19 protein-coding genes are annotated in these 19,334 nt (G+C 66.3%); 7 read left to right on the top strand and 12 right to left on the bottom strand.

Annotated features, from left to right (window positions below):
• The 4 genes from rsgA to JNK68_03135 all read right to left on the bottom strand — a co-directional run.
• On the bottom strand, positions 1-576 hold a 576-nt coding region (gene rsgA, locus JNK68_03150), incomplete at its 3' end, for a GTPase RsgA (protein ID MBL8539351.1).
• Positions 577-591: 15 nt separating this feature from the next.
• Complete coding sequence (locus JNK68_03145; protein MBL8539350.1) at positions 592-933, bottom strand: 4a-hydroxytetrahydrobiopterin dehydratase; 342 nt, start codon at positions 931-933, stop codon at positions 592-594.
• A gap of 16 nt (positions 934-949) precedes the next feature.
• Positions 950-1,264: a cytochrome c gene (locus JNK68_03140; protein ID MBL8539349.1), complete on the bottom strand. Its 315-nt coding sequence runs from the start codon at positions 1,262-1,264 to the stop codon at positions 950-952.
• A gap of 20 nt (positions 1,265-1,284) precedes the next feature.
• Positions 1,285-2,532 carry a M48 family metallopeptidase gene (locus JNK68_03135; protein MBL8539348.1) on the bottom strand — a complete coding sequence of 416 codons (1,248 nt, stop codon included), beginning with the start codon at positions 2,530-2,532 and terminating at the stop codon, positions 1,285-1,287.
• A gap of 68 nt (positions 2,533-2,600) precedes the next feature.
• Between JNK68_03135 and orn the strand changes: the two genes are divergently transcribed.
• Together orn and glgP are read left to right on the top strand one after the other, a co-directional pair.
• Complete coding sequence (gene orn / locus JNK68_03130; GenBank protein MBL8539347.1) at positions 2,601-3,146, top strand: oligoribonuclease; 546 nt, start codon at positions 2,601-2,603, stop codon at positions 3,144-3,146.
• A 96-nt stretch (positions 3,147-3,242) separates the two neighbouring features.
• Entirely contained in the window at positions 3,243-5,804 is a 2,562-nt protein-coding gene (gene glgP, locus JNK68_03125; protein MBL8539346.1) for an alpha-glucan family phosphorylase, read from the top strand.
• A 19-nt stretch (positions 5,805-5,823) separates the two neighbouring features.
• Here glgP and JNK68_03120 read toward each other — a convergent pair whose 3' ends face one another.
• From JNK68_03120 to JNK68_03085, 8 genes are all read right to left on the bottom strand, one after another.
• Positions 5,824-6,030 carry a hypothetical protein gene (locus JNK68_03120; GenBank protein MBL8539345.1) on the bottom strand — a complete coding sequence of 69 codons (207 nt, stop codon included), beginning with the start codon at positions 6,028-6,030 and terminating at the stop codon, positions 5,824-5,826.
• A gap of 127 nt (positions 6,031-6,157) precedes the next feature.
• Positions 6,158-6,685 carry a phasin family protein gene (locus tag JNK68_03115; GenBank protein ID MBL8539344.1) on the bottom strand — a complete coding sequence of 176 codons (528 nt, stop codon included), beginning with the start codon at positions 6,683-6,685 and terminating at the stop codon, positions 6,158-6,160.
• 206 nt (positions 6,686-6,891) lie between these two features.
• Complete coding sequence (locus JNK68_03110) at positions 6,892-8,076, bottom strand: acetyl-CoA C-acyltransferase family protein (protein MBL8539343.1); 1,185 nt, start codon at positions 8,074-8,076, stop codon at positions 6,892-6,894.
• A 154-nt stretch (positions 8,077-8,230) separates the two neighbouring features.
• Positions 8,231-9,109: a DMT family transporter gene (locus JNK68_03105; protein ID MBL8539342.1), complete on the bottom strand. Its 879-nt coding sequence runs from the start codon at positions 9,107-9,109 to the stop codon at positions 8,231-8,233.
• Positions 9,106-9,774 (bottom strand): HAD-IA family hydrolase, encoded by a 669-nt coding sequence (locus tag JNK68_03100; protein MBL8539341.1) that lies wholly within the window; start codon positions 9,772-9,774, stop codon positions 9,106-9,108. Before JNK68_03100 ends, JNK68_03105 begins: the two co-directional genes overlap by 4 nt.
• Positions 9,771-10,466 (bottom strand): bifunctional 2-polyprenyl-6-hydroxyphenol methylase/3-demethylubiquinol 3-O-methyltransferase UbiG, encoded by a 696-nt coding sequence (gene ubiG, locus JNK68_03095; protein ID MBL8539340.1) that lies wholly within the window; start codon positions 10,464-10,466, stop codon positions 9,771-9,773. The genes JNK68_03100 and ubiG overlap by 4 nt, the downstream gene beginning before the upstream one ends.
• A 3-nt stretch (positions 10,467-10,469) precedes the next feature.
• Positions 10,470-11,792, bottom strand: a complete 1,323-nt coding sequence (locus JNK68_03090; protein MBL8539339.1) for a TRZ/ATZ family hydrolase — start codon at positions 11,790-11,792, stop codon at positions 10,470-10,472.
• Between the two features lie 82 nt (positions 11,793-11,874).
• The gene (locus tag JNK68_03085; protein ID MBL8539338.1) at positions 11,875-12,576 is read right to left on the bottom strand and encodes an OmpA family protein; all 702 of its coding nucleotides are present in this window, start codon (positions 12,574-12,576) and stop codon (positions 11,875-11,877) included.
• A 314-nt stretch (positions 12,577-12,890) separates the two neighbouring features.
• On the opposite strand from JNK68_03085, the gene gyrA reads away from it, so the two are divergent.
• The 5 genes from gyrA to JNK68_03060 form a co-directional block, all read left to right on the top strand.
• Positions 12,891-15,503, top strand: coding sequence for a DNA gyrase subunit A (gene gyrA, locus JNK68_03080; protein MBL8539337.1), 2,613 nt, complete (start codon positions 12,891-12,893; stop codon positions 15,501-15,503).
• Entirely contained in the window at positions 15,500-16,585 is a 1,086-nt protein-coding gene (gene serC, locus JNK68_03075; GenBank protein ID MBL8539336.1) for a 3-phosphoserine/phosphohydroxythreonine transaminase, read from the top strand. The genes gyrA and serC overlap by 4 nt, the downstream gene beginning before the upstream one ends.
• 16 nt (positions 16,586-16,601) lie before the next feature.
• The gene (pheA, locus tag JNK68_03070; GenBank protein MBL8539335.1) at positions 16,602-17,669 is read left to right on the top strand and encodes a prephenate dehydratase; all 1,068 of its coding nucleotides are present in this window, start codon (positions 16,602-16,604) and stop codon (positions 17,667-17,669) included.
• A 2-nt stretch (positions 17,670-17,671) separates the two neighbouring features.
• Positions 17,672-18,778, top strand: coding sequence for a histidinol-phosphate transaminase (locus JNK68_03065; GenBank protein ID MBL8539334.1), 1,107 nt, complete (start codon positions 17,672-17,674; stop codon positions 18,776-18,778).
• The coding region (locus tag JNK68_03060; protein ID MBL8539333.1) for a prephenate dehydrogenase/arogenate dehydrogenase family protein at positions 18,778-19,334 on the top strand (557 nt) is incomplete at its 3' end. The genes JNK68_03065 and JNK68_03060, both read left to right, overlap by 1 nt.

Here is a 19,334-nt window from a genome sequence, read left to right as displayed (position 1 = left end):
GTCCGGGACGATGCGGTTGACGATGGTCGATTTGCCCATGCCCGATTCGCCGACGAGCACGCTGGTGTGGCCTTGAAGCCGAGGCAGCAGCGGGGAAACGTCCTGCCTGGCGGCGAGCGGCAGTACGTCATAGCCGATCGCCGGATAGCCGTCGAGCTGACTGCGCGCTGCGGCCGCCTGCGGCAGATCGATCTTGTTGAGGACGACGAGGCTCTTCGCCCCGGCGTGCTCGGCTCCCGCCAGACAGCACACCAGCAGGTCGTGCGAGAAGGCGGGCCAGGGCGCGACGACGACGACGACTTGCGTCACGTTCGCGGCCAGTAGCTTTTGCCGATACGCATCGGAACGAAACAGCACGGAGGCGCGCGGCTGAACCGCTTCGATCACCGCCTGGTCGGCCGACGTGCGCACCACGGTGACACGGTCGCCGCAGGCCACGTTTCCGCGCTTGCCGCGCGTCGTGCACGTGAGAACTTCTCCGTCGCCGACCTCGACGGTGAAGTGACGGCCGTGCGCGGCAATGACGAGGCCGGATTCGGGGACCGCGCCGGGCTTCTGTGAGGCGCCCCGTTGCACGCGCTCAGAGCGGATTCACAGGCTGAACAATGCGTCGATCTTGGCGGCGCAGATGAAGTCGTTCTCCGAGAGCCCGCCGATGGCGTGCGTCCAGTAGCGAACCTCGCAGCGGTTGTAACCGACGGCAAGATCGGGATGGTGATCCTCGCGATGGGAGATCCATGCCGTCGCATTCACGAACGCCATCGTTTCATGGTAGTTGCGAAACGCGTACGCCTTGACTAGCGCGCCCTCGCGATACGACCAATCGTCCAGCTGCGCGAGCAGCGCCTGGATCTCGTCATCCGGGAGTTTCGGCACACCCCCTTCACAGGGTTTGCACTTGCGCGCGGTGAGGTCACACACCTGGGCATCCATCGTCCACCTCCAGGCTCTACTTGAACTTGTAGTACGTCTGATTCAGATACGCCGCGACGTTTTCCTCATCCTCGGGAAACCAGTTGGTGCCGAGCATGGTGTTGCACGTGCGCACCTGCGAAAGCAAGCCCGCCGAGGTTTTCACCTTGCGCTCCGCTCGTGTGTAGATGGCGGTGCCGTCACCGCCGACGAGCTTGACGTGGCAGGTGTTGCAGCGGCCCTCCCGTACCAGCTTCTCGCCTTTCTGCGCATCGCCCTGCGGGAAGGGACCGGCGAGCGCGACGACGGGGACAACGGCAAGCATCGCGCCGAGCAGGATCTGCCGCTTCATCGCACGGCACCGCGCTGCCGTCACGCGGGGGCCAATTGCTGCAGGCGCGCGATGCGCTGCGCGGCCGGCGGATGCGAATCGTAGAACGCGGAGTGCAGGGGATCCGGCGTCAATGTGGAGGCGTTGTCCTTGTAGAGCTTGACGAGCGCGTGTACGAGATCGGTGGCGCAGGCGTGTTGTGCGGCGTAGGCATCGGCCTCGAATTCGTGCTTGCGCGAATACACGCTCATGATCGGCTGCAGCAGGAACGTGAATACCGGGGCGACCAGGAAAAAGAGCAGCAGCGCCATGGCGGTGGAAGGTGTCGACACGCCCAGTCCCTGATAGAACCAGGGTTCGTTCATGAGTCGGCCGAGCACCCAGAGGAAGACGAGACTGACGGCGAAGGTGAGCAGCATCCGCTTCGTCACGTGGTGCAGCCTGAAGTGTCCGAGCTCATGCGCGAGCACCGCTTCGATCTCGGGTGGATCGAGGCGCGAGAGCAGTGTGTCGAAGAAGACGATGCGCTTGGCGCGACCGAAGCCGGTGAAATACGCGTTGCCATGGCTGCTGCGCCTGGAGCCGTCCATGACGAACAGTCCCTGCGAGCGAAAGCCGCATTTCACGAGCAGCGCCTCGATGCGATGCTTGAGGTCGCCCTCCTGCATCGGCGAGAACTTGTTGAAAAGCGGCGCGATGTACGTCGGGTAGACGACGAGCATGACGATGCTGAACGCGACCCACAGCAGCCAGACGTACAACCACCAGTTGCTGCCCATCTCCTGCATGAGCCAGAGCACTGCCAGCACCAGCGGGGCGCCGACCACCGCCCCGACCAGCGCCTGCTTGGCGAGGTCGCTGGCGAAGAGTGCGAGGGTCATCTGATTGAACCCGAAGCGCGACTCGATGCGGAACGTGCGGTACCAGCCGAGTGGCAGGTCGATCACCGACAGGATCACGACCACGCTGCCGATGAGGGCGAGTCCCGACCACAGTCCCGGGCCGAGCAGGGACTGCCAGGCGACGTCCAGCCAGTTCAGAACGCCACCCAGGGTGAGCGCGAGGAGGACGAGCGCGTCGACGGCGACGCGCGTGAGATGCAGGCGGGTCTTTGCCTCGGTGTAGCGAGCCGCCTTGTCGTGGGCGGCGAGGGTGATCTGGTCGGCAAAACCCTCCGGCACACGGTTGCGGTGCGTTTCGACGTGACGGATGTGGCGGCTGCCGAGCCAGAGACGAAGCCCGGCGGACACCACGAGAGCCGCCAGGAACACGGCAGTGAAGGTGTTCATGGAATGCGAGCGGTGATGAAGGCGGGAGCTATGACAGAATAGCGACCGTCAAGATTCCCGGGAAAATTATGGCACAGGACGCCAATGCCCTCATCTGGATCGATCTCGAGATGAGCGGGCTCGTTCCCGACCGCGACCGCATCATCGAGATCGCCGTGGTGGTCACCAACATCGCGCTCGAGGTCGTGGCCGAAGGGCCGGTGCTTGCCGTGCATCAGGACGCTGCGGTGCTCGATGCGATGGACGCCTGGAATCGCTCCACACACGCGCGGAGCGGCCTCGTCGAGCGCGTGCGACAGTCCGACATCGGAGAAGCCGAAGCCGAAGCGCGCGTGCTGGCGTTTCTGACGACGCACGTGCCGAAGGGTGCCTCGCCCATGTGCGGGAACTCCGTCTGCCAGGATCGCCGCTTCCTCGCGCGCTACATGCCGGTGCTGGAAGCCTACTTTCACTACCGCAATCTCGACGTCAGCACGCTCAAGGAGCTCGCCCGCCGCTGGAAGCCGGCGCTCGCGTCGGGCTTCGCCAAGCAGGGCAAGCACGAGGCGCTCGCCGACATCTACGAGTCGATCGCCGAGCTGCGCTACTATCGGGAACACATGCTACGACTCTGATGCACTGCGGGGGCACGCCCCGTGCTCTCACCGCAGCGCTTTCGATACGGTTCGGCGCCGCCGACGGCACCGTCCAGTCTGTCCACGAAGGGAGAAATCATGCGCGGAACGCAGTATGTCCTCGAAGTTCAGCCGGAGTTGCCGGCACGTCTGGCGCGGTTGAACGAGCTTGCCAACAATCTTTGGTACAGCTGGGACCGACCGACGCGCACACTCTTCGCCCGCCTGCACCCGAGCCTCTGGGACGCCGTCGGTCACAACCCGAAAGCATTCCTCAAGCGCGTCGACGAGCGCCGCTTGCGCGACGCAGCAGACGACCCCGTCTACCTCGCGAACTTCAACCGCGTACTGTCCAACTACGACACCTACCACGACGAGCCGCTGCGTCAGAACGGTTCCGAATGGCTGCAGCAGGGCGACCTCGTCGCCTACTTCTGCGCCGAGTTCGGCCTGCACGAGAGCTTTCCGATCTATTCCGGCGGTCTCGGGATTCTCGCCGGCGACCACTGCAAGGCGGCAAGCGACATGGCGCTTCCCTTCGTCGCCGTGGGGCTGCTCTACAAGCAGGGCTACTTCACGCAAACCATCGACCTCGAAGGCAATCAGCACGCGACGTACTTCGACTCCGATTTCGACGACATGCCCGTGGCACCGGTGCTGCGTGCGGACGGCTCCGAGGTGCGCATCGAGGTCGAACTGCCGGGGCGCCGCGTTGCCTGCAAGGTGTGGAAGGCGCGCTGCGGACATGTCTTCCTCTATCTGCTGGACACCGATCTCGACGAGAACGCGCCGCACGACCGTGACATCGCCCACCGCCTGTACGGCGGCGACCGCACCATGCGCATCGAGCAGGAGATCATCCTCGGCATCGGCGGTGTGCGGGCGCTCGGGGCGCTCGGCATCAAGCCCACCGTCTGGCACATCAACGAAGGGCACGCCGCGTTTCTCATCTTGGAGCGGATGCGCGGCGAAGTCGCCGCGCACGGCGCCGATTTCGCCGCCGCGCTCGAGACGGTCGCCGCGAACACCGTCTTCACCACGCACACCGCGGTGCCGGCCGGTCACGATCACTTCTCGGACGACATGATGATGCGCTACTTCGAGTCCTTCTACGGGGACCTGAAGGCATCACGCGACGAGTTTCTCGCGCTCGGCCGCAACCCGACCGGTCACGACTTCAACATGACCACGCTCGCGATTCGCGGCTCGCGCTACCACAACGGCGTATCTCGCATACACGGCGAGCTCAGCGCGAAGATGCTCTCCTCGCTCTGGCCGCAGATCGAGTCGGAAGAGAACCCGGTCGACCACGTCACCAACGGCGTGCACGTGCCGAGTTTTCTCACACAGGAATGGCAGGAAGTATTCGACCGTTACCTCGGGTTCGAATGGACGCACCGCCTGCGCAACGAGCCGTTCTGGGAAGCGATCAACAGCATTCCGGACCACGTGTTCTGGAGCGTGCGTCAATCGCTGAAGGCGCAGATGCTGATCCTGGTCCGGCAGCGCGTCACCACGCAGCATTTCCGCAACAACGGCAGCGAAGCGCACCTGGAGCGCATGCTGCGGTTTGCCGATCCGAGCAACACGAACGTCCTCACGCTCGGCTTCGCCCGCCGCTTCGCCACCTACAAGCGAGCGACGCTGCTCTTCGAAGATCTCGGCTGGCTGCGGCAGGTCATGCTCGACGCCGACCGCCCGGTGCTCGTTCTTTTCGCCGGCAAGGCACATCCCGCCGATGTGCCGGGGCAGGACCTCATCCGCCGCATCGCCGAGATCGGACGCATGCCGGAATTCGAAGGGCGCTTGCTGTTGGTCGAGGATTACGACCTGCGCCTTGCCCGCCGGCTCGTTTCCGGTGTCGACGTCTGGCTCAACAATCCGATCTATCCGCTCGAAGCCTCGGGCACGTCGGGCATGAAGGCCGGCATCAACGGTGCCCTCAACCTCTCGGTGCTCGACGGCTGGTGGGAGGAGGGTTACGACGGAAAGAACGGCTGGGCCATCAAGCCCGCATCGCCGCTGCTCGACGAGCATCGACGCAACCGCGAAGAGGCGCGCACCCTGTACGAGCTCCTGCAGGATAAGGTCATCCCGCTTTACTACGAGCGCAACGCCCTCGGCTTCTCGCCGGGCTGGATCAAGATGGCGAAGCACTCGATGGCCACACTCATGCCGCGCTTCAATGGCACCCGCATGGTGGGAGAGTACGTCTCGAAGTTTTACCTGTCGGCGAGCAAGCAGTGCCGACGCATCATCGAGAGCGATTTCGCGCTGGCGCGACAACTGGCGGACTGGAAGCGCAAGGTCCGCACGTTCTGGGACGGCGTCCGGGTTCGCCGGCTCGACACCGGAGCCCGCGCCATCCGCTACGGCGAGGCCATGCGCTGCGAAGTGGCCGTGCAGCTAAACGGGCTGGCGCCCGACGATGTTCGCGTCGAGATGCTGATCGGCCGGCAGCGCAAGCGCGACAAGCTGAAGGAATACCAGCGCCACGCGTTCGAGTTTGTCGGCGTCACCACCGAGCAGGGCGAACATATCTTCGGGCTGGAGATCACGCCGGAGCTGTGCGGCAGGCTCGAATACCAGGTGCGCGTCTATCCGCATCATGCGCAGCTCACGCATCCGTTCGAGACCGGTCTGATGGTATGGCTCTGAGGTTCGGAGGAGAGAACGGCTAGCCGAGTTCGATCGTCCCTGGGAATTCGATGTCGAGTCCGAGTGCCGGAATCGTCAGGTTCATCGTGACCGGCAACGCTGTGCCGTCGGTGATGGTCTGCGCGGCGAGGGCGGCGGCCACGGCGCGTTCGATCTCGATCTGAGACTTGACGCCCACAGTCTTCAGGAACTTGCGGATGCTTGCGTTGAAGATTTCTGCGTCCATGGCGGTCTCCGGGAGCAGCTGAGTTCCCCGTTGGAGCACGTGGTCGCGATGGCGGTTTCGTCTGGCCAACGAAAAAGCCCCCGGAACAATCCGGGGGCTTGGTGCAGGGGAAACCGGTTTGTGCGGCTTACGAAACTTTCTTCTTGGTTGCGGTCACGGCGCTGGCGACACCGGCTTCGGTGATGTCAGCAACCTGCTTGGCGGCCTTGGTGATGTTCTCGTAGGCGTTGTTGGCGGCGGTCATCGCCGACTTCACCGCGGCCTGGACCGCCTCAGAGCCGATCGGCGCGGCCTTCACGAGGTTCTCCATCACATCGCTCGCCGACTTCTTGGCTTCGGCCACGTGCACTTCGACGAACTTCTGCAGTTCCGCCTGGGTCTCGGCCGACAGTTCATACAGGGCGCGCGAGTAGGCCACGGCCTTTTCCATCGCGGGCTGCGTCAGCGACTGCTGAAGGGCGGCGAATTCCTGCGCATCCTTGGCCTCAGTGAGCGCCTTGGCGCTTTTCGCGTTATCCGCCAGGAAGCTGCGTGCAGCCTTCATGTTGAGGTCGAGCAGCTTCTCCGCGCTGTCGAGGACGATGGTGCTGTAGCCGAGGGCGGCGTCGACAGCGGCTTTGTTGACATCGGCAAACTTCTCGGGGAAAGCAGGCATGGCAAAACTCCTTCAGGTCGGGTGTCGGGCAAGGTGCTCTTGGCTACCTCGGCTGCGGCGTCGCGGCGGCGGGTGGTTTTGCTGCAACGCAACATGACGCATTTTAGTGCGTTCGATGAGGATGTCAAGAGGCACTTTCGCGGCACCGCAAAAAGAAAAAGCCCGACGCCAGGGCGTCGGGCCGAACATTCAACCAGTGCAGTGGGTTACAGCCGCTCGTAGATCGCAGCGATTCCCTGTCCGCCGCCGATGCACATGGTGACGAGACCATAGCGACCGCCCGAACGGTGCAGCTCGTAGATGCACTTCACGGAAAGAATCGCACCGGTCGCACCGATAGGATGGCCGAGCGCCACGGCGCCGCCATTGATGTTGGTCTTGGCGGGGTCGAAGTCAAGCTCCTTGGCGACTGCGCATGCCTGTGCCGCGAACGCCTCGTTCGATTCGATGACGTCCATGTCGGAGACCTTGAGTCCGGCACGCGCCAGCACCGACTTTACGGCCGGTACCGGACCGATGCCCATGATCTTGGGATCGACGCCGGAGTGGCCGTAGGCGACCAGCCGTGCCATCGGCTTGAGTCCCTTCTTGGCGGCAGCGTCGGCTTCCATCATCACCAGGACGGCCGCGCCGTCGTTGATGCCCGAAGCGTTGCCGGCCGTGACCGAGCCTTCCTTGTCGAAGACGGTCTTGAGCTTCGCCATGCCTTCCAGGCTTGCGTCCGCCCGCGGGTGCTCGTCGGTGTCGAAGGGCACTGGCCCCTTGCGGGTCTTGACCTCGATCGGGAGGATCTGCTCCTTGAAGCGGCCCGCCTGGATCGCAGCGATGGCGCGCTTGTGGCTCTCGACCGCCAGCGCATCCTGATCGCCCCGCGTGATGCCCCATTTCTTTGCGATCGCTTCCGCCGTGACGCCCATGTGCACTGTGTCGAAGGGGTCCGTGAGCGCGCCCACCATCATGTCGATGATCTTGCCGTCGTTCATGCGCTGACCCCAGCGCGCGGTCGGCAGCACGTAGCCGGCGCGGGTCATGGACTCGGCGCCGCCCGCGACCGCCGCATCGGTATCGCCCAGAAGGATCGACTGCGACGCGCAGACGATCGCCTGCAAGCCGCTGCCACACAGCCGGTTCAGGGTAAAGGCCATCGTCTCCTGCGGCAGTCCGCCCTTGATGCACGCCACCCGCGAAACGTAGATGTCACGCGCCTCGCCGTGGATCGCGCTGCCGATGACGCACTGGCCGATGTCCTTGGGATCGGCCTTGGAGCGCGCCATCGCTTCCTTGACCACCGCACCTGCGAAGTCGACCAGCGGAACATCCTTCAGACCGCCGCCATAATCGCCGATTGCCGTGCGCACGGCGCTCAGCACCACTACGTCTCTTTCAGCCATGGAATGCTCCTCTCTCTGCTTGCCCTTGGGGATTTGTTCTCGACCTGCCCGTCGCTTGTCACCGGACCACAGGAATTCTCGAGGCGGATGATGTTCAAGCGTGATGCGGAGGTCGGAGTGTACGCCCCGACCGTTACCCTGTCGAGACGACGCTCTAGCGCCGCATCGCAAGCCAGATGGCGGCCGCAACGAGCGCCATGCCGGCCCATGCCAGGGCACCGAGCCGCTCCCCGAACAGATACCAGGCCATCACCGCGGTCGTCGGCGGCGTGGCGTAGAAGAGGGTGGTTACGCGCGCGGCTTCACCCCACCGCAGCAGCAGATAGAGCAGCGAGATGGCGCCGAGCGAGAGCACCAGCACGAGCCAGCCGAGGGCGAATATGAACTGCGCCGTCCAGCGCACTTCCATGCGCTCGGTGAGCAGCGCGAGTGGCAACAGCACCACGCCGGCTGCGGCGAACTGGATGACGGAGCTCGGGGCGAGCCCGGCGGCCGCGCCGTGGCGCTTCTGGTACAGCGTGCCGGCGGTGATCGACAGCAGCGCCAGGGCTGCCGCTGCTGCGCCCGCCGGCGTCGGTGTCGCCCAGGCGGTCTTGTCGGAGACGGTCAAGGCCACACCGACGAGCCCGAGTCCGAGGCCCAGCCATTGCTGCGGCGTTACCCGTTCACCGAGAAAGGTGCCGGCGGCGGCTGCCGTCAACAGTGGCTGCACGCCGACGATGAGCGACACGATGCCGGCCGGCATGCCGTGATAGATCGCACTGAACACGCCGCCGAGATAGCCGCCGTGCAGCAACACCCCGGCCACCGCGAGGTGACCGGCCTGCACCGGAGTCGCCGGCCAGCGCGAGCGCAGCACGATTGCCGCCGGCACCAGAAGGAGCAGCACGAAGGCGAAGCGCAGCAGCAGAAACGTCAGCGGTTCCGCGTACGGCAGGCCGAGCTTGGAGCCGATGAAGCCGGTGCTCCAGAGAAGCACGAAGAGCGCGGGGGCGACGCGGCCGAAGAGGTCGTGCCGGGGCGGCGAGGTCACGCGGCGGGGCGCAGTCCTGAAAGATAGGGAAGCAGGTCCGTCGGCGCGTCGATCAGCGCGTCCGCACCCCACGTCTCCGGCGGACGCTCGGAGCCCAGGTAGCCGTAACGGGCAACGGCGACGCGCATGCCGGCGGCGTGCGCCGCCTGCACATCGCGCTCGTCATCGCCGACGTAGAGGCAGTCGGACGGTGTGATACCGCAGCGGCCGCAGGCAAAGAGCAGCGGCTCGGCATGCGGCTTCGCGCGGGGTGTCGTGTCACCGCTCACCACAGTGCGCGCTCTCGCGTCGAGGCCGAGCGCTTTCACGAGCGGCAGGGTATAGCGTTCGATCTTGTTGGTGACGATGCCCCACGCCAGTCCGTGCGCCTCGAGCCAGTCGAGAACTCGTTCCATCCCCGGAAAAAGCCGCGTTTCGCGGCACACGTCGAGTGCATAGAGCTCGTGGAACTCATCGCACAGCGCGTGGAATCGATCGTCGGCGGGATCGAGATCGAAGCCGGCGCGGATGAGTCCGCGCGCGCCCATTGAGGCATAACGGCGCAGGTAACTCACCGGCAGCGGCAGCAGCCCGCGAACGGTGCGCTGCAGGTTGAGGGCGCGGGCGAGATCGGGTGCGGTATCGGCAAGGGTGCCGTCGAGATCGAACAGTACCGCGCGGATCATGGTGCGATGGCGTGCAGGAGGTAGTTGACGTCGGTATCACGCCCGAGCGCGAAGGTTTGGGTGAGCGGGTTGTAGGTCATGCCGGTGATGTCCGCCACGGCGAGGCCGGCTTCGCGGCAGAAGCCGGCGAGTTCGGACGGCCTGATGAACTTGGCGTACTCGTGCGTGCCGCGCGGCAGCAGCCGCAGCACGTACTCGGCGCCGACGATCGCCAGCAGGAACGACTTCGCATTGCGGTTCAGCGTCGCGAAGAAGGCGTGACCGCCCGGTTTGAGCGCGTCGCGGCACGCGCGCACCGTCCTCGCGGGGTCGGGCACGTGCTCCAGCATCTCGCAGCAGGTGACGACGTCGAACGCGTGCGGGCGTTCGCGCGCCATGTCCTCTGCGCTGATCTTCAGGTATTCGACCTTGTGCCCGCTTTCGTACAGGTGCAGCTGGGCGACCTTGAGCGGCTTGTCGGCGAGGTCGATGCCGGTGACGGTGGCACCACGCGCCGCCATCCCTTCGCACAGGATCCCGCCGCCGCAGCCGACGTCGAGCACGGTCTTCCCGGCGAGTCCGGCGCGGCTGTCGATGTAATCGGTGCGCACGGGATTCATTTCGTGGAGCGGGCGGAATTCGCTCTTCGGGTCCCACCACCGGTGGGCGAGGGCGCTGAATTTCTGGATCTCGGCCGGATCGACGTTCGACATGGTTTATCCCTGCAGCCGCTCCTGCCAGCGCAGCGCGCGGGCGAGCAGCTCCTGTTCGTTGAGGGTGGTGAGGTGGCCGGCCTGCAGGACGCGGCGCCCGGCGATCCAGACGTCGGTCACGTCCTGGCGGCCGGCGCAGTAGACCAAGTGCGACACCGGATCGAAGCACGGCGACATCGGCAGGGTGGCGAGGTTCACCGCCGTAAGGTCGGCTTCCTTGCCGGCCACGATCGAGCCCACCCGCCGCTCGAGCCCGAGCGCGGTCGCTCCTGCCAGCGTGGCCATGCGCACGGCGGCGTGCGCGGGCAGTGCGTCGGCGCGTCCACGCACGGCTTTGCCGAGCAGCGCAGCGAGCCGCATCTCCTGCATGAGGTCGAGCCGATTGTTGCTGGCGGCACCGTCAGTGCCGAGCCCGACGTTGATGCCGGCGTCGAGATACTCCGCCACCGGTGCGAAGCCGCTCGCGAGCTTGAGGTTGGACGACGGACAGTGGGCGACGTGACAGCCGTGCGCGGCCAGGAGCTCGATCTCCGATCCCTGCAGGTGGATGGCGTGCACGGCGATCAGGTTCGGGCTCAGCATGCCGAGCGCGTGCAGGCGCGCGAGCGGGCGCACGCCGTGTTTCGCCTGATCCTGCGCGATTTCGCCTTCGGTTTCGTGCAAATGCAGGTGAATCGGCACCGCCAGCTGCTCGGACAGCGTGAGCACCTGCGCCAGACTGCGGTCGGCCACGGTGTACGGCGCGTGCGGCGCCATGCAGAAGGTGAGCAGCGGTTCGTGCCTGAACGCATCGCGCGTCGCGAGCCCCTTGGCGAGATAGTCCTGCGGGTCGGACGCATACGCGGTCGGAAAGTCGATGACGATCATGCCGAGCGCCGCACGCATGCCGGCCTGAAGAGCCGCGCGCGCCGCCGCTTCCGGGTAGAAATACATGTCGTTGAAGCAGGTCACGCCGCCGCGGAGCATCTCCGCACACGCGATCAGCGTGCCGTCCTCGACGAACGACTCCGACGCGTGCGCGCGCTCGGCCGGCCAGATGTGCGCCGTCAGCCACTCCATCAGCGGCAGATCGTCGGCAAGCCCGCGCATCAGCGTCATCGCCGCGTGGGTGTGCAGGTTGACGAGGCCGGGCAGCAACAGATGGTCCGCCAACGCGATCCGTTCCGCTGCCGGCATCTGTGTTCTCGCCGCGGCAGTCGGCAGGATGTCGCGGATCACGCCCTCGGAGACGAGCACGGTGTGCTCGGGCAACACGCACCCTGCCGGCTCGACGGGCAATACCCAGCGTGCTTCGATGGCGGTGACGGGGGCGGCTGTCGCGCTCACGATGATCGGATGCGGAGGTGGCGAGCGGGCAACAAAAAAGCCCTGCTTGCGCAGGGCTTTGATGATACGACGGTTGCCGGACTTATTGTGGCTTGGTGCCGGTCACCGATACCTCGACTCGACGGTTCGGCTGCAGGCACTCGATCAGCGCCTTGCGGACCTTGTGACCTTGCGAACGGCACTCGGCGATCGTGATCTTGAGATCGTTCTTGCCGCGTCCTTCGGACTTGATCTTCTCCGCCGGGATACCCTTGCCGGTGAGATAGGTCTTGACCGCGTTCGCACGCCGCTCCGACAGCTTCTGGTTGTATGCCACCGTGCCGATCGGATCGGTGAAGCCGACGGCGCCGATGCTGTCGTAGGTTGCGCCGGAAAGCGTCGACACGAGTTCGTCGAGCATCTCGGTGCCCTTCGGCTTCAGCACGTACTTGTCGAAGTCGAACAGCGCATCGGCCGAGAAATCGATCTTCTTCGGCAACAGCTTGACCGGTGCCGGCTCGACCGGGGGCGGCGGAGCGGGCGGCGGCGGGGGCGGTGGCGGCTCGCAGATCTCTTTCGCGATGAGATCCTTGTCGCACTTGCAACCCCACTCCTTGTCGGCTGCTGCACCGGCCGGCGTCCAATAGCCGGTCCGCCAGCAAAGATCAAACGGATCCTTCACCACCTGCCCCGCGGAGTCGGATGTGTATACCTCCGGGCGTGGTGTCTGGGCCATCGCCGGGACGGTCGACAGCGCCATCGACGCCGCGAAACCCGTGAGAACGGCCTTGGCTGCAAAGTTCATAAGATCACCCCTTCGCTTATTGATTTGGATACTGCTGGATCTTTTCGCGCTGCACCCCGCAACGGGGCGGCGCTGGAACCCTGAATACCCGAGGCATGCTAGCACAAAAGTTTTTGCCGGTTTGCGGATTCTGCCGGGTTGTTGCGTCTGTGCAACACCCGATTCGGGCGGCATAAACGCTCCCCGCGCATGATCCCCGGCGGGTGCCGGATGCTACAATTTACGTTTTTGTCAGGGGTCGCCACGGGGCCTGCGGGCAATCGCCCGGGAAGCTCAAACGCGTCGGCTCTTCAGTCACTTACCTCATCATCCGGATGGAAACGTTCGCCAAGGAAACCGTTCCGATCAGCCTCGAGGAGGAGATGCGGCGCTCCTACCTCGACTACGCCATGAGCGTCATTGTCGGGCGTGCCCTGCCGGATGTTCGCGACGGTCTCAAGCCGGTGCACCGGCGCGTGCTCTTCGCCATGCACGAGGCGAACAACGTCTGGAACCGGCCCTACGTGAAGTGTGCACGCATCGTCGGCGATGTCATGGGCAAGTTCCATCCGCACGGCGACAACGCGATCTACGACACGCTGGTGCGCATGGCGCAGGGCTTCACCTTGCGCTATCCGCTGATCGACGGCCAGGGCAACTTCGGCTCCATCGACGGCGACAACGCCGCGGCGATGCGCTACACCGAGTGCCGGCTGGCGCGGATTGCCGGCGAGCTTCTCGCCGACATCGAGCGCGAAACGGTCGACTTCCAGCCCAACTACGACGGCAAGGAGCAGGAGCCGACGGTCCTGCCGAGCCGCATTCCGAACCTGCTCGTCAACGGCTCCACCGGCATCGCCGTCGGCATGGCGACCAACGTGCCGCCGCACAACCTCGGCGAGGTCATCGCCGGCTGCCTTGCCCTGCTGGAGAACGCGGAGCTCTCCGTCGACGAGCTGATGCAGTACATCCCGGCGCCGGATTTCCCCACGGCCGCCATCATCTACGGTACGCAGGGCATCGTCGAAGGCTATCGCACCGGCCGCGGGCGTGTCGTCATCCGCGCCCGCACGCACGTCGAGGACATGGAGAAGGGCGCGCGGCAGGCGATCATCATCGACGAGCTGCCGTATCAGGTGAACAAGGCCAACCTGCTCATCCGCATCGGCGAGCTGGTGCGCGACAAGCGTCTGGAAGGCATCTCCGACATCCGCGACGAGTCCGACAAGTCGGGCATGCGGGCAGTGATCGAACTCAAGCGCGGCGAGGTGCCCGAAGTCGTCCTCAACAATCTGTACAAAGAAACGCAGATGCAGGACAGCTTCGGCATCAACATGGTGGCGCTGGTCGACGGCCAGCCGCGCCAGCTCAATCTGAAGCAGGTCCTGGAAGCGTTCCTGCGCCACCGCCGCGAGGTCATCACGCGGCGCACCGTGTACGAGCTGCGCAAGGCGCGCGAGCGCGGGCACATCCTCGAAGGCCTGGCGGTGGCGTTGTCGAACGTGGACGAGGTCATCGCGCTCATCAAGGCGGCGCCGTCCCCGGCCGAGGCGAAGCAGCAGCTGATGGGGCGGGTCTGGCGCTCGACGCTGGTGGAGGAGATGCTCGCGCGTGCGGACGCCGACCTGTCACGCCCCGAGGGGCTCGGTCGCCAGTTCGGCCTGACGGCCGAGGGTTATCGCCTGTCGGAGGCACAGGCGCAGCGCATCCTCGAGATGCAGCTGCAGCGCCTGACCGGGCTCGAGCAGGACAAGATCCGCGCCGAGTACCGCGAAGTGATGGATCAGATCGCCGACCTGCTCGACGTGCTGGCGAAGCCTGAGCGCATCACGCGCATCATCGTCGAGGAGCTGGGTCACATCCGCGATCAGTACGGTGACGCGCGGCGCAGCGAAATCATCGTCGACGCCCAGGAACTGTCGCTGGAGGATCTGATTGCGCCGGCAGACGTGGTGGTGACGCTCTCCCACGGCGGCTACATCAAGTCGCAGCCGCTCGCCGACTACCGCGCGCAGAAGCGCGGCGGGCGCGGCAAGCAGGCAACGGCGACGAAGGAAGACGATTTCATCGACAACCTCTTCATCGCCAACACGCACGACTACATCCTGTGCTTCTCGAGCCTCGGGCGGCTCTACTGGATCAAGGTGTACGCGGTGCCGCAAGGCACGCGCACGAGCCGCGGCAAGCCGATCGTGAATCTGGTGCCGCTGCAGGACGGCGAGAAGATCAACGCCATTCTGCCGGTGAAGGTCTTCGACGACGACCACTTCGTCTTCATGGCGACCGCCAACGGCACCGTCAAGAAGACGCCGCTCTCCGATTTCTCGCGGCCGCGCAGTGCCGGCATCTTCGCGGTCGATCTCGACGAGGGTGACTACCTGATCGGCGTCGAGCTCACCGACGGCGAGCACGACATCATGCTTTTCTCCAACGCCGGCAAGGCGGTGCGCTTCTCCGAGGAGGACGTGCGGCCGATGGGACGCAACGCGCGCGGCGTGCGCGGCATGCGCCTCGCGGCCGGACAGCAGGTGATCTCGCTCCTGGTGGTGGAGGACGAGACCCAGTCGGTGCTGACGGCGACCGAGAACGGCTACGGCAAGCGCACCCCGGTCGCCGAATACACGCGCCACGGGCGCGGCACGCAGGGCATGATCGCGATCCAGACGAGCGAGCGCAACGGCGCCGTGGTGGCGGCCTCGCTGGTGCGCCCGGAGGACGAGGTGATGCTGATCACCACCGGCGGAGTGCTGATCCGCACGCGGGTGGCCGAGATCCGCCAGATGAGCCGCGCCACGCAGGGTGTCACGCTCATCAATCTCGACAGCGGCGAGACCTTGGCCGGCTTGCAGCGGGTGGTCGAAAGCGACGACGACACGGACGCGGTCGCGCCCGAGGGCGTGGCCGGGACGGCCAGCGAACCCGACGCGGCGAATGGGGGTGAGACATGACCGAGCGCGCGTACAACTTCGGTCCCGGACCGGCGATGCTGCCGACCGAAGTGCTGACGCAGGTGCAGGAGGAACTGCTCGACTGGCACGGCTGCGGCGCGTCGATCATGGAGTTGAGCCACCGGGGCGCCGAGTTCACGGGCGTGTTCCAACAGGCCGAGCGCGACCTGCGCGAACTGCTCGCCATCCCCGAGACGCACAAGGTGCTGTTCCTGCAGGGCGGTGCCGCCACGCAGTTTGCCGCGGTACCGATGAACCTGCTGGGCGGGCGCGCCGGCGCCGACTACGTGAACACCGGCGAATGGTCCTCGCGCGCCATCCGCGAGGCGCGCAAGCTGTGCGAAGTGAGCGTGGTGGCGAGTTCCGAAGCGGAAGGCTTCACCTTCGCGCCGAAGCAGCGCGACTGGCAGCTCAATCCAGGTGCCGCCTACGCCCATTACTGCCCGAACGAAACCGTCCATGGCGTCGAGTTCCAGTGGACGCCGGAAACGGGCGAGGTGCCGCTGGTGGCGGACATGTCCTCCAACATCCTCTCGCGGCCGCTGAATGTCGCGCGCTATGGGCTGATCTATGCCGGCGCGCAGAAGAACATCGCCCCGGCGGGCCTCACACTCGTCATCGTGCGCGCCGATCTGCTCGGCCGCGCGCTGCCGATGACGCCGTCGACACTCGACTACGCCGTGCAGGCGGAGCACGGCTCGATGTTCAACACGCCGGCCACGTTCCCGATCTACGTGGCGGGGCTGGTCTTCCGCTGGCTCCTCCAGCGCGGCGGGCTCGCCGCCGTCGAACGCGAGAACGTCGCCAAGGCGAAGCTCCTGTACGATTGCATCGACGCTTCCGGCTTCTATCGCAACCCGGTCGCCAGGGAGGACCGCTCGCGCATGAACGTCCCCTTCACCCTGCACGATCCCAAGCTCGACCGCGACTTTCTCGACGAGTCGCGCCAGCGCGGGCTCATCGCCCTCAAGGGTCACCGCATCGTCGGCGGCATGCGCGCTTCGCTCTACAACGCCATGCCGCTCGCCGGGGTGCAGGCGCTGGTCGACTTCATGCGCGACTTCGAGTCAAGACACGGCTGAAGCCGGCGGCGCGTCCATGACCGACCGTCTCAAGACACTGCGCGATCGCATCGACGCGCTCGACGAGGAAATCCTGCGGCTTGCCAACGCGCGTGCGGAGATCGCGCACGAGATCGGCACGCTCAAGCAGAACGGCGCCATCTACCGTCCGGAGCGCGAGGCGCAGGTGCTCCGCCGGCTGCAGGCCTTGAATCGCGGGCCGCTGCCGGCGGCGGCGGTGGCGAATCTCTTCACACAGATCATGTCGGCGTGTCGCGCGCTCGAGGACTCGTTCGCCGTCGCCTTTCTCGGTCCGCGCGGGACGTTCTCCGAAGAGGCGGCGATCAAGCATTTCGGCGCGAGCACCGGCAAGGTGGTGGCGGGTTCCATCGACGAAGTGTTCCGCAAGGTGCAGGCGGGCTCGGCGGGGTACGGGGTCGTCCCGGTCGAGAATTCCACCGAAGGCGCCGTCGGCCGCACGCTCGATCTCCTGCTCGCCACGCCGCTCAGGATCTGCGGGGAGATCGCGCTGCCCGTGCACCACCATCTGCTGGCGAAGGGCACGGGCGCCGATGCTCCGCTGCGCATCTATTCGCACGCGCAGAGTCTCGCGCAGTGTCACGACTGGCTCGAACAGAACCACCCCGGCGTCGTGCGCGTGGCGGTGGTGAGCAATGCCGAGGCGGCGCGGCTGGCTGCCGCCGAGCCGGGAGCAGCCGCGATCGCGAGCCGCGCCGCAGCGGAGCTTTACGGCCTCGACGTGCTGGCGTCCAACATCGAGGACGATCCCAACAACACGACGCGCTTCCTCGTCCTCGGCACGCACGATGCGGCCGGCTCGGGTCGCGACAAGACCTCGCTCGTCATGTCGGCGCCGAACCGGCCGGGTGCGGTGCACGCGCTGCTGTCCCCGCTTGCGCGGCACGGCGTCAGCATGACCCGGCTCGAATCGCGGCCCTCGCGCACGGGCTTATGGGAATACGTATTCTTCGTCGACCTCGAAGGCCACCGCGAGGACCCGCCGGTCGCCGGCGCGCTGGGGGAATTGCAGGCGCTCGCCGCGTTCCTGAAGGTGCTCGGCTCCTATCCCGTCGCCGTCTATTGACCATGCCCATCGCCGCCGATCTCTGCGACCTCGCACCGTCCTACGTGGACGCCATCGCGCCCTACCAGCCGGGCAAGCCGATTTCCGAACTGGAGCGTGAGTTCGGCATCACTGGCGCGGTGAAGCTCGCCTCCAACGAGAACCCGGCCGGCGCGAGCCCGCTGGCGATCGCTGCGGCACAGGCGGCCCTGCTGGACGTCGCGCGCTATCCGGACGGCAACGGCTTCGAACTGAAGCGCGCGCTTGCCGCGCACCACGGCGTCGCGGAGAGCACCATCGTCCTTGGCAATGGCTCGAACGACGTGCTCGAACTCGCGGCGCGCACCTTCCTCGCGCCCGGCGCGGCGGCGGTCTTCGCGCAGCACGCCTTCGCCGTCTACCCGCTGGTCACCCAGGCGGTCGGCGCCAGCGGCATCGAAGTCCCCGCCCGCGACTACGGTCACGACCTGCCGGCGATGGCGCGCGCGATCACCGACGACGTGCGCGTCGTGTTCGTCGCCAATCCGAACAATCCGACCGGCACCTTCGTGTCGCCGCGCGAGGTCCACGCGTTCCTGGAGTCGGTGCCGAGCCGTGTGCTGGTGGTGCTGGACGAGGCGTATGTCGAGTACCTGCCGGATGACCTGCGCACGGACAGCGCGGCGTGGCTCGCCGAGTTTCCCAATCTGGTGGTGTCGCACACCTTCTCGAAGGCGCACGGACTTGCCGGATTGCGCGTGGGGTACGGACTCGCCCATCCCCTCGTCGCGGACCTCATGAATCGCGTGCGGCAACCGTTCAACGTGAGCAGCGTGGCGCAGGCGGCGGCAGTGGCCGCGCTCGGCGATCAGGCCTTCGTCGCCGCGAGCCGCGAGCGCAACCGCCTGGGCATGGCGCAGATCGTCGCCGGCCTCGAAGGGCTTCGCCTCGACTTCATTCCGTCCTATGGCAACTTCGTGAGCTTCCGCGTCGCCGACGCGGCGGGTGTCTACGACCGGCTGCTGCGCCTCGGCGTGATCGTGCGCCCGATCGCGAGCTACGGCATGCCGGATTTCCTGCGCGTGTCGGTCGGGCTGCCGGAGGAGAACGCGCGCTTTCTGGCGGCGCTGGCGCAGGCGCTCGGGCGTTGATGATGCGCATCGAACGCCTCGCCGTCATCGGCGTCGGCCTGATCGGCGGGTCCTTTGCCGCTGCGCTGAAGCAGGCAGGAGCGGTCGGGCGGGTGGTCGGCATCGGCCGCGGTCGCGCCAATCTAGCCGACGCGCTCGCGCATGGCATCGTCGACGAGGTTGCACGCGATGCGGCGAGTGGCGTGCAGGGCGCGGATTTCGTCCTGCTCGCCGTGCCCGTCGGGCAGATGGGCGCCGTGATGGAAGCCATAGCGCCGGTGCTGGCGCCGCACGCCGTGGTCACCGACGCCGGCAGCACCAAGCGCGACGTGGTGGCGAACGCACGCGCGCATTTTGCCGCCGTGCTGCCGCGCTTCGTCCCCGCGCATCCCATCGCCGGCAGCGAGAAGACCGGCGCGGCAGCCGCTTCCGCAACGCTCTTCACTGACCGCAACGTGATCCTCACACCGCTTGCGGACAACGATGCAGAAGCCGTGGCGCGGGTGCGCGACGCCTGGCTTGCCTGTGGCGCGCGCGTATCGGACATGACACCGGAGGCGCACGACCGCGCGCTCGG

The organism is Betaproteobacteria bacterium, from assembly GCA_016791345.1.
Lineage (GTDB): Bacteria > Pseudomonadota > Gammaproteobacteria > Burkholderiales > JAEUMW01 > JAEUMW01.
This window is presented reverse-complemented; position numbering and strand designations above follow the sequence as displayed.

Bases quoted from the DNA above. Each gene is read 5' to 3' on its own strand.
- JNK68_03145 (MBL8539350.1), bottom strand. From the start codon at position 933: ATGGATGCCCAGGTGTGTGACCTCACCGCGCGCAAGTGCAAACCCTGT.
- JNK68_03140 (MBL8539349.1), bottom strand. From the start codon at position 1,264: ATGAAGCGGCAGATCCTGCTCGGCGCGATGCTTGCCGTTGTCCCCGTC.
- JNK68_03135 (MBL8539348.1), bottom strand. From the start codon at position 2,532: ATGAACACCTTCACTGCCGTGTTCCTGGCGGCTCTCGTGGTGTCCGCC.
- orn (MBL8539347.1), top strand. From the start codon at position 2,601: ATGGCACAGGACGCCAATGCCCTCATCTGGATCGATCTCGAGATGAGC.
- JNK68_03120 (MBL8539345.1), bottom strand. From the start codon at position 6,030: ATGGACGCAGAAATCTTCAACGCAAGCATCCGCAAGTTCCTGAAGACT.
- JNK68_03115 (MBL8539344.1), bottom strand. From the start codon at position 6,685: ATGCCTGCTTTCCCCGAGAAGTTTGCCGATGTCAACAAAGCCGCTGTC.
- JNK68_03110 (MBL8539343.1), bottom strand. From the start codon at position 8,076: ATGGCTGAAAGAGACGTAGTGGTGCTGAGCGCCGTGCGCACGGCAATC.
- JNK68_03100 (MBL8539341.1), bottom strand. From the start codon at position 9,774: ATGATCCGCGCGGTACTGTTCGATCTCGACGGCACCCTTGCCGATACC.
- ubiG (MBL8539340.1), bottom strand. From the start codon at position 10,466: ATGTCGAACGTCGATCCGGCCGAGATCCAGAAATTCAGCGCCCTCGCC.
- JNK68_03085 (MBL8539338.1), bottom strand. From the start codon at position 12,576: ATGAACTTTGCAGCCAAGGCCGTTCTCACGGGTTTCGCGGCGTCGATG.
- gyrA (MBL8539337.1), top strand. From the start codon at position 12,891: ATGGAAACGTTCGCCAAGGAAACCGTTCCGATCAGCCTCGAGGAGGAG.
- serC (MBL8539336.1), top strand. From the start codon at position 15,500: ATGACCGAGCGCGCGTACAACTTCGGTCCCGGACCGGCGATGCTGCCG.
- pheA (MBL8539335.1), top strand. From the start codon at position 16,602: ATGACCGACCGTCTCAAGACACTGCGCGATCGCATCGACGCGCTCGAC.
- JNK68_03065 (MBL8539334.1), top strand. From the start codon at position 17,672: ATGCCCATCGCCGCCGATCTCTGCGACCTCGCACCGTCCTACGTGGAC.